A 13,223-nucleotide genomic window follows, 5' to 3' on the forward strand; every position below is an offset into this window, starting at 1 on the left:
GCGGCGGGGGCGGCGAGCGTGCTGCTGGTAGCGGTGGGCACCTGGGTGGGCGGCTCGCTGCTGCTCGACTGACGGGTGCACCACGGGGCCCGGCACGTCGCCGGGCACCTGGGCCACCTCGCGGTGCCGGCCGCCGCCGGGCTGGCGTGCAGCTGCGGCGGCACCGGCCACGTGGAGGCGGTCGCCAGTGGGCCGGCGATGCTCGCCGCCCACCGGCGGGCCGCGGGCGACCCGGGCGTGCCCGACCTGCGCGCCGTGGCCGCGCTGGCCCGGGCCGGTGACCCGGTGGCCGCCGGCGTGCTGGCGACCGGGGCGGCGGCCCTGGGCCAGGCCCTCGGCGGGCTGGCCAACCTGCTCGACCCGGACCTGGTCCTGGTCGGCGGCGGCGTCACGGGCTGCGGGGAGCCGTGGTGGGGTCCGCTGCGGGCCGCATTCGCGGCGGAGCTGCTGGCGCCGCTGGCCGAGGTCCGGCTGACGCCGGGTCGGCTCGGCACCGCCGCCGCGCTGGTCGGTGCGGGGCGGCTGGGCTGGGCGGTGGCCGGATGAGCGGCGTACCCGACGCCGGACCAGCCGGCCGCACGGCCGGCCCGGCCTCCGGGCACCCGGTGCTGGCGCCGCTGCGCGGACAGCTGATCGTCTCCTGCCAGGCCTACCCGGGCGAGCCGCTGCGCGACCCCGACGCGATGCGCCGGATGGCGCTGGCCGCGCTGGACGGCGGCGCCGCCGGGATCCGGGCCCAGGGGCTGGCCGACCTGTGGGCGATCCGCGCCGCCACCCGGGCGCCGCTGATCGGCCTGTGGAAGGACGGCAAGGCGGGCGTCGTCATCACCCCCACCGCGATGCACGCCCGCGAGGTCGCCCGCACCGGCGCCGACATCGTCGCGCTCGACGCCACCGCCCGCCCGCGCCCGGACGGGCGCCCGCTCGCCGAGTCGATCGACGCCGTGCACGAGGCGGGGCGCCTGGTGATGGCGGACGTGGCGACCGAGGCCGAGGCGGTGCGGGCCGCGGAACTCGGTGCGGACCTGGTGGGCACCACCCTGTCCGGGTACACCGAGGACTCGCCGAAGACGCCCGGCCCGGACTTGGCGCTGGTGGAGCGGCTGGCCCGCCGGCTGCCGGTCCCGGTGGTCGCCGAGGGCCGGATCCACACGCCGGACCAGGCGGCCGCGGCGATCGCGGCGGGCGCCTTCGCGGTGGTGGTCGGCACGGCCATCACCCACCCGACCACGCTGACCCGCTGGTTCGCCGACGCCGTCCGGCGCACCGACGCGGACTGACCCCCGCACCGCCGGTGGCGCACGACCGCCCTTCGCCGGGCCGTGCCCCACCGGCACCCGCACCGCATCACCGCACCGGACCCTGGAAGGAACCACCCGGATGCACCGGATCATCGCCGGGTACACCTGCGCGCCCGCCGGGCGCGAGGCCGAACTCGCCTACTACCGCACGCTGGGCACCACCCCGGACGCCACCGGGGTCGCGCTGGCCTGGCGCGACGACGGCACCCCCGACCGGATCGGCGAGCTGCTCGACGTGCTGCCCGCCGACTGGGCCGTCGCGCTCACCGCGATCGCCGCCACCTACCCCGCCTGGCTCGCCGACCACACCTTCGGCCTGGCCTCACCGGTGCCCGCCGGCCGCGCGGCCGCGCTGGCCGCGGCCCGCCGGATCGCCGAGGGGGTGCGGCGGATCAACGACCGGGCCGGGCGCCGCGCCGTGCTCGCCGTGGAGTTCCACTCCGCCCCGGGCTACGGCGGGCCGCTCGCCGGGTGCCCGCAGGCGCTGCGCGCCTCGCTCGCCGAGCTCGCCGCACTCGACTGGGACGGCGCCGCCGTGCTGCTGGAGCACTGCGACGCCGCCGTGCCCGGGCAGCCGCCGGTCAAGGGGTTCCTGACCCTCGATCAGGAGCTCGCCGTGCTGGCCGAGCTGGCCGGCTCCGGCCTCGGACTGAGCCTCAACTGGGGCCGCTCGCTGATCGAGCTGCGCGACCCCGACCGGGTCGCCGAGCACGCCGCCCGGGCCGCCGCGAGCGGACTGCTGCGCGGCTACACCTTCTCCGGCAACGGCGACCGCGCCAACGCCTACGGCGGCGCCTGGGACGACACCCACCTGCCGTTCGCCGACCCGGTCGACGGCGCGTACGGCGAACCCGGCTCGCTGCTGACCACCGCCCGGGCCGAGCAGACCCTGGCCCACCTCGGCGGGCTCCTCTTCCTCGCCGCCAAGACCTGCTGGCGGCCCGACCGGACCGACCCGGTCGAGCGCGCCCGCGCCGCGCAGGCGAACTTCGCCACCGTCGTGGACCTGGCGGCCCGCACCCACCACCCCTGCGAACCCGTGGAGTCGCCGTGCCGCTGACCGACCTGTCGCTGTCCGAGTGCCGGGACTACCGGCCCGAGCTGCCGGAGCCCGAGGGCTTCGCGGAGTTCTGGCAGCGCACCCTCGCCGACGCCGACGCCCGGGCGGGCACCACGACCTGCACGCCCGTCGACAACGGGCTCACCGCGGTGACCACCCACGACCTCACCTTCACCGGCTTCGCCGGACAGCCGGTGCGCGCCTGGCTCCGCCTCCCGGCCGGGGCCGCGGAGCCGCTCGGCACCGTGGTGGAGTACCTCGGCTACGGGCGCGGCCGCGGGCTGCCGCACGAGAACCTGACCTACGCCTGTGCCGGGTACGCGCACCTGGTGATGGACACCCGGGGCCAGGGCTGGTCGGCCGCGGCGGGCGCCACCGACGATCCCGGTGCGCAGGTCTCGGGCGCGGTGCCGGGGTTCCTCACCCGCGGCATCGAGGCACCCGACAGCCACTACTACCGGCGCGTCTACACCGACGCCGTCCGCCTGGTCGCCGCGGCCCGGGAGCTGCCCGTGGTGGATCCCGAGCGGATCGCGGTCACCGGCATCAGCCAGGGCGGCGGCATCGCGCTGGCGGTGGCGGGCCTGGTCCCGGGGCTCGCCGGGGTGCTGACCGACGTGCCGTTCCTGTGCCACGTCCGGCGCGGCGCAGAGATCGCCGCGCAGCCGCCGTACACCGAGATCGCCGAGTACCTGCGCCTGCACCCCGACCGCACCGAGGCCGCGTTCGCCACCCTGGCGCACTTCGACGCCGCGCTGCTGGCCGGCCGGGCCACGGCGCCGGCGCTCTTCTCGATCGCGATGATGGACCCGGTCTGCCCCCCGTCGACCTGCTTCACGGCCTACCACCGCTACCAGGGGCCCAAGGAGCTGCGGGTGTACGGGTTCAACGGCCACGAGGGCGGCGGCGAGCGGCACCTGGCCGAGAAGCTGGCCTGGCTGCGCGCCACGCTCGGGTGACCGGCGCCGGGCCGGGCCCTTGACCGGCGCGGCGCGCTCGGGCAGATTGCTACCGGTTGGTAACCATGCTCCGGCCGGGGCAGCCCGACGAGAGGACACTGCCATGACCGGATCCGGGGCACCGCGCGGGGCCGCCAAGGCGCTGAGCGGCCTGCTGATCGGTGCCGGCGTCGTGCACCTGGTGGCGCCCAAGCTGTTCGACCCGATGGTGCCGACCTCGCTGCCCGGTACGCCCAGGTTCTGGACGTACGCCAGCGGTGCGGCCGAGCTCGCGGCCGGTGCGGCCGTCGCCGCGCCCGCCACCCGGGCCAAGGGTGCGCTGGCGGCCGCCGGACTCTTCGCCGCCGTCTTCCCCGCGAACGTCAAGATGGCCTACGACTGGCGCCACCGGCCCGCCCCGTGGCGCCAGCTGGCGCTGGCCCGGCTCCCGCTCCAGGTGCCGCTGGTCCTGTGGGCGCTGCGGGTGCACCGGGAGGGCCGCCGGTAGCAGCACGGGGTCACGCCCGCGGCCGGCCCGCTGCCCCCGTGCGGGTGCGGTATAAACGTCTGCGTGCTGGAGGACGGGAGCGAGGGTCTGTCGCGCGACACCGACGAGGTGATCGCGGCGGTGATGGCCGCCTCCCGGCTGTTCGTCGCCCTGTCCGCCCGCGCGCTCGCCGACCTCGACGAATCCCTGACCGTGCCTCAGCTGCGCACCCTGGTGGTGCTGAAGAACCTGGGCGCCACCAAGCTCGCGGTGCTCGCGGGCGCGCTCGCCGTCAACCCGTCCACCGCGATGCGGTCGGTGGACCGGCTGGAGGCCGCCGGCCTGGTGGACCGTCAGGCGAACCCCGGGAACCGGCGCGAGGTGGTGCTGCAGCTGACCGCCCAGGGGCGCGGGCTGGTGGACGAGGTGCTGGAGCACCGGCACCGGGAGGTGGAGGCGATCGTCTCGCGGCTGTCGCCGGACCGCCGCTCGGCCCTGGTCGAGGGGCTCACCGCACTGACCGCCGCCGCGGACATCCCGGCGGTGGACCCGCTGACCGACCTCGGCCCCGGCCCGGACGGCTCCTGACCCGGGCCCACCGCTACCGGGGGCCGTTCGGCGCCGCGTCCAACCGGCGGGCCAGCACCGCCGCGTGACTGCGCGCCGGGTTCCGCCCGGCGACCTGCAGGATCAGGGACCGGTCGGCGGCGGCCGCCCGCAGCCGCTCCCACTGCGCGGCCCGGTCGGGCCGGTCGAGCTCCTCGCCGTAGCGTTCCGCGAACGGCTCGAACTCCTCCCGGTGCTCGGCGTACCAGCGGCGCAGCGCGCCCGACGGTGCCAGGGCGGGGAGCCACAGGCCGGGCCGCCCGGTCCCGACCGCCAGGCGGACCGGCAGGCTGCGCTCCAGCAGGACCCGCAGACCTGCTCCGGGCACCGGCAGGCCGTGCAGCGACTCCAGGCGCAGGCGCGGGGCCGGCCCGGTCCGGGGCGGGCGCCCGTCGGCACAGCCGGGATCGACGGTCCGGTCCGTGTCCATGGGCCCTCCTGGTTCTCGGCGCAGCAGAAGTATTGCATGATGCAATACTTTCGCCAATGGAGTAGGGGTGGAGTGCGGCGCATCACCGGGGCGCGGGTGGTGCGGAGTCGGCGCCCGCGTGCGCGGCTCCGGCGCCCACGATGCGGGCGCCCCCGCCGGGCGACCATTGCATGATGCAATAATCCGATCCATGGACGACATACGATCGGATCACCACCCGACACCCTGCGTCACCCTCCGGGCCCGCCCGGCCGGCCGCGCCCGCTACGGCCCGGTGACCTCGTGACCGCCCGCCGCAGGGCCCACCACCTGGGCGACTTCACCGTCGGTCCGCGCATGCTGCTGGTCACCGGGTTTGCCCTGGTGGTCGGCGGGCTCGGCTCGGTGGCCGCCTTCCTGCTGCTCAAGCTGATCGGCCTGGTCAGCAACCTGGTGTTCTTCCAGCGCTGGAGCACCGGCATGGTGGCGCCCGGAGCCGCCCACCAGCCGTGGTGGCTGGTGCTGTTCGCGCCGGTCGCCGGCGGCCTGGTGATCGGGCTGATGGCCCGGTACGGGTCGGAGAAGATCCGCGGCCACGGCATGCCGGAGGCCATCGAGGCGATCCTCACCGGCGGCAGCAAGGTGGCGCCCCGGGTCGCCGTGCTCAAGCCCGTCTCCGCCGCGATCAGCATCGGCACCGGCGGCCCGTTCGGCGCCGAGGGCCCGATCATCATGACCGGCGGGGCGATCGGCTCGATCCTGGCCCAACTGCTGCGCCTGAGCGCCGACGAGCGCAAGGCGCTGCTGGTCTCCGGCGCCGCCGCGGGCATGGCGGCCACCTTCAACTCCCCGCTCGCCGCCGTGCTGCTCGCCGTGGAGCTGCTGCTCTTCGAGTGGCGCCCGCGCAGCTTCGTCCCGGTGGTCGCGGCCGTCGCCGTCGCCACCGTGGGACGCGGGTACCTGCTCGGCACGGCCGCCGTGTTCCCCGTCCCCACGGCCGGCCTGCACGTCTCCACCGCCGCCCAGGCGCTGTGCGTGGTCGCCGGCGCGGTCGGCGGCCTGCTCGCGGTGGCCGCGACCTGGCTGGTGTACCGGGCCGAGGACGCGTTCGCCAAGCTGCCCTTCCACTGGATGTGGTGGCCCGCGATCGGCGGCCTGGTGATCGGCGTCGGCGGCCTGTTCGAGCCCCGTGCGCTGGGCGTCGGCTACGACGTCATCGACCAGTTGCTGACCGGGCGGGCCACCACCTCGCTGATCATCGGCATCCTCGTCGTCAAGACGCTCATCTGGTCGCTCTCGCTGGGCTCCGGCACCTCCGGCGGCGTGCTGGCGCCGGTCTTCATGATCGGCGGCGCGCTCGGCGCGGCCGAGGGGCTGGTGCTGCCGCAGGTGGTCCCCGGCTTCTGGGCGATGACGGGCCTGGCCGCCGTGGTCGGCGGCGTGATGCGCTCGCCGCTCACCGGCGTGGTCTTCACCATGGAGCTCACCCACGCCTGGGGCGCCGGCCCCTCGCTGCTGATCTCCTCGACCACGGCCTACGCCCTGTCGGCGCTGGTCCTCAAGCGCTCGGTGCTCACCGAGAAGATCGCCCGCCGCGGCCTGCACCTGACCCGGGAGTACTCCACCGACCCGCTGGAGACCTTCTTCGTCGAGGAGGTCATGGACCCCTGGCCGGCCGCCGGCCCGGACGAGCCGCCGCGGCTGTCCGTCCGCACCGACGACACCCTGCGCCAGGCCGCCTACCTGCTGGCCGAACACCGGGTCACCGAGGCCGCCGTGCTGGCCCACGACGGCGGCGACCGGCCGGTCGGGCTGCTGCGGCTGACCCACCTGCTGCACGCACGGCTGCACGACCTCACCGAGGAGCACCACCGCCAGCGCCTGTTGCCCCGCCCCGCGCCCGTGCCCGCTCCCGGGGGCCGGCAGCCCGTGCGGCTCTAGCGCAGCCGAACCGGCTTCCTGCCGGACCGACGGCAGGAGGCACCGGGTCCGCGCCGGCCGGTCCCATCCCGACGGCCGTCCGGCTCCGAACACCAGCGGGTGCCCGCAGCGGGCGGAGCACGCCGGGCCGCTCGGAAGGAGCCGACGGTGGACGAGCACGCCGAGCACACGACGACCGGACCGCACTGCCTGGTGACCGGCGCCACCGGCTACATCGGCGGCCGGCTGGTCACCGAACTCCTGGCCCGGGGCCACCGGGTCCGCTGCCTGGCCCGCGACCCCGGTCGGCTGCGGGACCAGCCCTGGCGGGGCGAGGTGACCGCGGTGGCCGCGGACGTCACCCGGCCCGAGACGCTGGTCGGCGCCCTCGACGGCATCGACGTCGCCTACTACCTGGTCCACTCCCTGGGCACCGGCCCGGGCTTCGAGGAGCTCGACCGCCGCGCCGCGCAGGCCTTCGCCCGGGCCGCCGCCGCGGCCGGGGTCGGCCGGATCGTCTACCTCAGCGGCCTGCTGCCCGCGGGGGTGCCGCAGGACCGGCTCTCCCCGCACCTGCGCTCGCGCGCCGAGGTCGGCCGGATCCTGCGCGCCGGCTCGGTGCCCACCGCCGAACTGCGGGCCGGCGTCGTGATCGGCTCCGGCTCGGCCTCGTTCGAGATGCTGCGCTACCTGACCGAGCGGCTGCCCGCCATGGTGACCCCCCGCTGGGTCACCACCCGGACCCAGCCGATCGCCGTGCGGGACGTGCTGCACTACCTGGTCGGCGCCGCCGAGCTGCCCCCCGAGGTCGACCGGGCCTTCGACATCGGCGGGCCCGACGTGCTGACCTACCGGTCGATGATGCAGCGCTACGCCAGGGCGGCCGGCCTGCCCCGGCGGCTGATCCTGCCGGTCCCGGTGCTCACCCCGGCGCTGTCCAGCCACTGGGTCGGCCTGGTCACCCCCGTCCCCGGCCCGCTGGCCCGCCCGCTGGTCGAGTCGCTGCGCCACGAGGTGGTCTGCCGCGAGCACGACATCGCCCGCTGGATCCCCGACCCGCCGGGCGGACCGACCAGCTTCGACCGGGCGGTGCAGCTGGCGCTGCGCCGGATCCGCGACGCCCGGGTGGCCACCCGCTGGTCCTCGGCCTCGCTGCCCGGCGCGCCCAGCGACCCGCTGCCCACCGACCCCGACTGGGCCGGCGGCAGCCTCTACCAGGACCTGCGGGAACGGACGGTGGCCGCCGACCCGGCCAGCCTGTGGCGGGTGGTCGAGGGCATCGGCGGCGAGAACGGGTGGTACTCGCTGCCGCTCGCCTGGGCCGCCCGCGGCACGCTGGACCGGCTGGCCGGCGGCGTGGGCCTGCGCCGGGGCCGCCGCGACCCGCAGCGGCTGCGGGTCGGCGACGCCCTCGACTTCTGGCGGGTGGAGGAGATCGAACCGGGACGCCTGCTGCGGCTGCGCGCCGAGATGCGCCTGCCCGGCCTGGCCTGGCTCGAACTGCGGGTGACCCCCGGGACGGACGGCGGCGCGCGCTACCAGCAGCGCGCGCTGTTCCACCCGCACGGGCTGGCGGGCCACGCCTACTGGTGGTCGGTGGTGCCGTTCCACTCCGTCGTCTTCGCGGCGATGGCCCGCAACATCACCGAGCGGGCCCGGCGTCCGGGCTGACCGCCGCGCCGCCGTCGGCGGCCAGGTACCAGCCGGCGGGCGTGGGCGGCTCGTCGGTGCCCCCGTCCGGGCCGGGGCGGACGGCGAGGATCTGGTCCACGCCCATCCGCCGCTCGGCGAAGGCCAGCGCGCTGCCCGCCAGGTAGAGCTGCCACAGCCGCACCGTCGGCTCGCCGACCAGAGCGGCGAACTGCCCGCGGTGCTCGCGCAGGTTGGCGTGCCAGGCGTCGATGGTGCGGGCGTAGTGCTCGCGCAGCGCCTCCACCTGGCGCAGCTCCAGACCCGCCGACTCCAGCAGCTCGACCGTCGCGCCGACCGGACGCATCGACATGTCGGGGGCGATGTACGTCTCGATGAAGGCGCCGCCGCCCGGTGCCGCCGGGCCGCGCGACATCTGCTGGACCAGCAGCCGGCCCCGCGGCCGGAGCAGGCCGTGCAGCCGGCGGGCGAAGGCGGGGTACTGGTGGTCGCCGACGTGCTCGCCCATCTCGATGCAGCTGATCGCGTCGTACGGACCGTCGGCGAGCTCCCGGTAGTCCTGGTGGCGGACCGTCACCCGGCCCGCGACACCCGCGCGCTCCACCGCGGCGGTGGCGAAGGCGTGCTGACGCCGCGACAGGGTGACGGCGGTGACCTGCGCGCCGAACCGGCGGGCCGCGTGGATCGCCAGCGCGCCCCAGCCGCAGCCGACGTCCAGCAGCCGACTGTCCCGGGCCAGCCCGAGCTTGCGGCAGACCAGGTCGAACTTGGCCTGCTGGGCCGCCTGCAGGCCGGCCGCCGGCTCCGCCCAGTAGGCGCAGGAGTACGCCATCGCCGGGCCGAGCAGCAGGGCGTAGAACTCGTTCGACAGGTCGTAGTGGTGGCTCACCACGGCGCGGTCGCGGGCCCGGCTGTGCAGCGCGCCGCGCACCCGGGCCCGGCCGGTCGGCGGTTCGGGGCGCGGGCCGAGGGCGCCGAGCCGCACCGCGCCGGTCAGCAGCCCCGGCCAGTCGCGCGCGGCGGGCCGGACCGGGCGGCGCCCGGCCAGTGCCGTGCGCACCTGCGAGAGCGCACCGGCCAGGTCGCCCTCGACGTCCAGGTCACCGCTGATGTAGGCGTCGGCCAGGCCCAGCTCGCCCGGCTGCCAGAGCAGCCGGCGCAGCGCCCGCCGACGGCGCAGCACCACCGTCGGCGCGTCGGCCGGTCCGGCCACCGAGCCGTCCCAGGCCTTCAGCCGCACCGGCGCCGGGTCGCCGAGCAGGCCGGTGAGCATCGTGGACAGCTGGGCGGCGGCGGTCATCGGGCCTCCTCCGGTCGGGTGAGCAGGACCTGGTGGACGTCCAGGTAGCCGGTGCGGAACCCGGCCTCGGAGTAGGCCAGGTACAGCTCCCACATCCGCCGGAAGACCTGGTCGAAGCCGAGCGCGCCGACCTCCGCGGCCCGGGCGGTGAAGCGCTCGCGCCACAGCCGCAGGGTCTGCGCGTAGTGCGGGCCGAAGGCCGGGCTGTCGGCCACCCGCAGGCGGGTGTGCCGGGCGGCGGTCTCGGTGACCGCCTCGACGGAGGGGATCTGGCCGCCGGGGAAGATGTACTTGAGGATCCAGGTGTAGGTGCCGCTGCTGGCCAGCATCCGCTCGTGCGGCATGGTGATGGCCTGCAGCGCCACCCGCCCGCCGGGGGCCAGCACCCGGTCCAGGGTGGCGAAGTAGACGGGCCAGAACGGCCGGCCGACCGCCTCGATCATCTCGACGCTGACGACCGCGTCGTAGCTGCCCCGGGCGGCGCGGTAGTCGCACAGCCGCACCTCCACCCGGTCCGCCAAGCCCGCGGCGGCGATCCGGTGGCGGGCCAGGGCCAGTTGCTCCTCGGACAGGGTGAGGCTGACCACCCGGGCGCCGCGGGCCGCCGCGCGGATCGCCAGCTCGCCCCAGCCGGTGCCGATCTCCAGCACCCGACTGCCGGGGCCGACCCGGGCCAGGTCCAGCAACTGGTCGATCTTGCGGTGCTGCGCGGCCGCCAGGGTCTCCCAGGAGGCCACCGGCGTGCCCGCCGCGTCGGTCGGGAAGAGGGCGGCGGAGTAGCTCATGGTCGGGTCGAGGAAGAGCGCGAACAGGTCGTTGGACAGGTCGTAGTGCCGGTGGATGTTGGCCCGGGCGTTGTCGGGGGTGCTCAGCTCGGTGGCCGGCGGACGCTGCACGTACAGGCGGCGCAGCCACTGCGCACCGGTGGGCACCAGCGTCTCGGGGGCGGTGGCCAGCTCGGTGAGCAGCGCGACCAGGTCGGGCGAGTCCCAGTCGCCGCACTGGTAGGACTCGCCGAACCCGATCAGCCCGCTGCGGCCGACCCGGTGCAGGAACTCCTGCGGGCGGTGCAGGCGCAGGGTCGGCGCGCCGGCCGGCGCGGCCGCCAGCAGGCGTCCGTCCGGCAGCTCGACCCGCAGGCCCCGGCGGCGGGCGGTGCGCAGCAGCAGGCGCCGGGCCACGGCCGCGCGCAGCGGGACGCGGGGCAGTGCGGCCAGGTCCGGCCAGCGCTCCGGATCCACCGTCAGGGCCGGTGCGGCCGACGGGGGAGCGGCGGCGGGGTGATCGGTCGACAGGCTCATCTGCGGCGGTCCTCCGGCTCGACGGTGCGTGGTGGTGGCGGCGGTGGTGGCGGTGACGCCGGTGGGGGCGGTGCCGGTCACGGCGCGCTCACCCCGAGCAGTGCCTGCGCGGCGGCCAGGCCCGACCGGCAGCCGTCCTCGTGGAAGCCCCAGCCGTGGTAGGCACCGGCGAACGCGGTGCGCCCGGTGCTCAGTTCTGGCAGCCGGGCCTGCGCGGCGACGCTCTCCCGGGTGTAGACCGGGTGCTCGTACACGGTGCGGGAGACGACGTGCTCGGCCGGCACGGGGCGTGCCTCGTCCTCGTTGAGGGTCACCAGGTAGTCCTCGGTGGTGTCGAGGCCGAGCAGGCGGTTGAGGTGGTAGCTGACCTGCACGCCCGCGGCGGTGTCGGCACAGTCGTTCATCCGGTAGTTCCACGAGGCGCGGGCCCGGACGGCGCGCGGCAGCCGGGAGGCGTCGCGGTGCAGCACGGTGGGGTTGCGCGAGTACGGGAAGGCGCCGAGCACCTCCCGCTCGGCCCGGCCGGGGTCGGCCAGCAGGGCGAGCGCCTGGTCGGCGTGGGTGGCGATCACGACGGCGTCCACCTCGGTGGTCCGACCGTCCCGCGTGGTGACCGCCACCCCGTCGACGTGGCGGCGCACCGTCCGCACCGGTGCGCCGCGGTGGACCGCGGCCAACCGCTCGGCGATCCGGGCCACGTAGGTCTGCGAGCCGCCCACCACGGTGCGCCAGGTGGGCGAACCGGTGACGGAGAGCAGGCCGTGGTTGGCCAGGAAGGCGAACAGGTAGCGCGCGGGGTAGTCGCCCGCCAGGTCCGGGGCGCAGGACCAGACGGCGGCGACCACCGGGGTGGTGAAGTGGGCGGCGAAGTAGGGCGAGAAGCGGCCCGCGGCCAGGAACTCGCGCAGCGTCGGGTCGCCGGCCCCGGGATCGGCCAGCAGCCGGCGGGCCCGGCGGTGGAAGCGCGGCACCTCGGCCAGCATCCGCAGGTAGCGCCCGTGCCGCAGCGCCTCCGGCCGCGCGAGCAGCCCGGCCGGCCCGCGGGCGCCCGCGTACTCCAGCCCGCAGCCGTCGCACCGCACCGACATGCTCATGTCGCTGGCGCGGGTGGCGACGCCGAGTTCGCGGAACATCGCGACCAGGTGCGGGTAGGTCCGCTCGTTGTGCACCAGGAACCCGGTGTCCAGGGCCACCGCCCGGCCGTCGGCCCCCACCGCGCGCTGGGTGTGCGCGTGCCCGCCGAGCCGGTCGTCGGCCTCGAACAGCACGACGGACGTCCCCGCGCGCTGCAGCCGGTACGCCGCCGTCAGCCCGGCGACGCCGGACCCGACCACGGCCACCGTCCGGCGCGCGCCGCCCGCCCGGCCGGGGCCGGCGCCCACCGCGGTACTGGACAGGGTCACTGTGCCCTCCGCCTCCTGCGCACCGGTCGGCCCGACCGTTCGGGCTCGCCGTCCCGGTGCTCACTTCCCGTTCGGAGCGCCGGACGGCGCGGATTGCTCCGGACGGGGCGCCGTCCCGGGATCGGGCCCGACTGCGCGGGGCCGCACCCGGCTGTCGTAGGCTGCGGGCATGATCGAGAATCTGCCTTCGACGCCCCGCGAAGCCTTCGACGTGCTGCTGGCCGGCAACCGGCGGTTCGTCTCCGGCGAGCCCTCGCACCCGAACCAGGACGCCGAGCGGCGCACCGAGGTGGCGCCCGGGCAGAGCCCGTTCGCGGTGCTGTTCGGCTGCTCCGACTCCCGCCTCGCGGCAGAGATCATCTTCGACCGCGGCCTGGGCGACCTCTTCGTGGTGCGCACCGCCGGCCACGTGATGGGTCCCGAGGTGCTGGGCAGCATCGAGTACGGGATCGCCGTGCTGGGCACCCCGCTGGTGATCGTGCTGGGCCACGACTCCTGCGGCGCCGTCGCCGCCACCCGCGCCGCCGTGCAGGACGGCACCACCGCCGAGGGCTACGTGCGCGACGTGATCGAGCGGGTCACCCCCAGCGTGCTGGCCACCCGTGCGGCCGGGCACACCGAGGACGGCGAGTTCATCGCCGAGCACATAAGGCACACGGTCGACCTGCTGCTGGACCGCTCGCGGATCGTCGCCGACGCGGTCGCCGCCGGCCGGGCCGCCGTGGTCGGCCTGTCCTACCGGCTGGCGGACGGCACCACCGAGATCGTCACCACCCGCGGCCTCGACCTGGCGGTCGACGCCGTCGGCTGACCGCCGCCCGTGCCGACGCGCCGCCCGGTCCGGGCGG

13 protein-coding genes are annotated in these 13,223 nt (G+C 76.5%); 9 read left to right on the forward strand and 4 right to left on the reverse strand.

Going from position 1 to position 13,223, the window contains the following annotated elements; genetic code table 11:
* The first annotated feature begins 75 nt into the window (after positions 1–75).
* The 6 genes from ACFW1A_RS30245 to ACFW1A_RS30270 all read left to right on the forward strand — a co-directional run bounded on the left by ACFW1A_RS30245 (position 76) and on the right by ACFW1A_RS30270 (position 4,374).
* A complete protein-coding gene (locus ACFW1A_RS30245; RefSeq protein ID WP_380414308.1) occupies positions 76–546 on the forward strand; it encodes an ROK family protein in 471 nt (156 codons plus the stop codon).
* Positions 543–1,280, forward strand: coding sequence for an N-acetylmannosamine-6-phosphate 2-epimerase (locus ACFW1A_RS30250; protein ID WP_380414310.1), 738 nt, complete (start codon positions 543–545; stop codon positions 1,278–1,280). The genes ACFW1A_RS30245 and ACFW1A_RS30250 overlap by 4 nt, the downstream gene beginning before the upstream one ends.
* A gap of 100 nt (positions 1,281–1,380) precedes the next feature.
* A complete protein-coding gene (locus tag ACFW1A_RS30255; protein ID WP_380414313.1) occupies positions 1,381–2,361 on the forward strand; it encodes a DUF4862 family protein in 981 nt (326 codons plus the stop codon).
* Positions 2,352–3,320: an acetylxylan esterase gene (locus ACFW1A_RS30260; protein WP_380414317.1), complete on the forward strand. Its 969-nt coding sequence runs from the start codon at positions 2,352–2,354 to the stop codon at positions 3,318–3,320. The genes ACFW1A_RS30255 and ACFW1A_RS30260 overlap by 10 nt, the downstream gene beginning before the upstream one ends.
* Before the next feature lie 103 nt (positions 3,321–3,423).
* Complete coding sequence (locus tag ACFW1A_RS30265; protein ID WP_380414320.1) at positions 3,424–3,807, forward strand: hypothetical protein; 384 nt, start codon at positions 3,424–3,426, stop codon at positions 3,805–3,807.
* 63 nt (positions 3,808–3,870) lie between these two features.
* The gene (locus ACFW1A_RS30270) at positions 3,871–4,374 is read left to right on the forward strand and encodes a MarR family winged helix-turn-helix transcriptional regulator (RefSeq protein ID WP_380414322.1); all 504 of its coding nucleotides are present in this window, start codon (positions 3,871–3,873) and stop codon (positions 4,372–4,374) included.
* 13 nt (positions 4,375–4,387) lie between these two features.
* On the opposite strand, the gene ACFW1A_RS30275 is transcribed toward ACFW1A_RS30270, so the two are convergent.
* Positions 4,388–4,822, reverse strand: coding sequence for a DUF488 domain-containing protein (locus tag ACFW1A_RS30275; RefSeq protein ID WP_380414324.1), 435 nt, complete (start codon positions 4,820–4,822; stop codon positions 4,388–4,390).
* 336 nt (positions 4,823–5,158) lie between these two features.
* Between ACFW1A_RS30275 and ACFW1A_RS30280 the strand changes: the two genes are divergently transcribed.
* Entirely contained in the window at positions 5,159–6,742 is a 1,584-nt protein-coding gene (locus tag ACFW1A_RS30280) for a chloride channel protein (protein WP_380414335.1), read from the forward strand.
* A gap of 147 nt (positions 6,743–6,889) precedes the next feature.
* The gene (locus ACFW1A_RS30285; RefSeq protein WP_380414327.1) at positions 6,890–8,392 is read left to right on the forward strand and encodes an SDR family oxidoreductase; all 1,503 of its coding nucleotides are present in this window, start codon (positions 6,890–6,892) and stop codon (positions 8,390–8,392) included.
* Here the strand turns inward: ACFW1A_RS30285 and ACFW1A_RS30290 are convergent.
* The 3 genes from ACFW1A_RS30290 to ACFW1A_RS30300 form a co-directional block, all read right to left on the reverse strand.
* On the reverse strand, positions 8,364–9,671 hold the full coding sequence (locus ACFW1A_RS30290; RefSeq protein ID WP_380414331.1) for a class I SAM-dependent methyltransferase: 1,308 nt from the start codon (positions 9,669–9,671) through the stop codon (positions 8,364–8,366). The genes ACFW1A_RS30285 and ACFW1A_RS30290 overlap by 29 nt on opposite strands.
* Positions 9,668–10,972 carry a class I SAM-dependent methyltransferase gene (locus tag ACFW1A_RS30295; RefSeq protein WP_380414337.1) on the reverse strand — a complete coding sequence of 435 codons (1,305 nt, stop codon included), beginning with the start codon at positions 10,970–10,972 and terminating at the stop codon, positions 9,668–9,670. Before ACFW1A_RS30295 ends, ACFW1A_RS30290 begins: the two co-directional genes overlap by 4 nt.
* A gap of 77 nt (positions 10,973–11,049) precedes the next feature.
* Positions 11,050–12,369, reverse strand: coding sequence for an NAD(P)/FAD-dependent oxidoreductase (locus ACFW1A_RS30300; protein ID WP_380414339.1), 1,320 nt, complete (start codon positions 12,367–12,369; stop codon positions 11,050–11,052).
* A 175-nt stretch (positions 12,370–12,544) separates the two neighbouring features.
* On the opposite strand from ACFW1A_RS30300, the gene ACFW1A_RS30305 reads away from it, so the two are divergent.
* Positions 12,545–13,186, forward strand: coding sequence for a carbonic anhydrase (locus ACFW1A_RS30305; protein ID WP_380414333.1), 642 nt, complete (start codon positions 12,545–12,547; stop codon positions 13,184–13,186).
* Positions 13,187–13,223: the final 37 nt, after the last annotated feature.

Origin of the sequence: Kitasatospora sp. NPDC058965 (assembly GCF_042741245.1) — a bacterium.
Lineage (GTDB): Bacteria > Actinomycetota > Actinomycetes > Streptomycetales > Streptomycetaceae > Kitasatospora.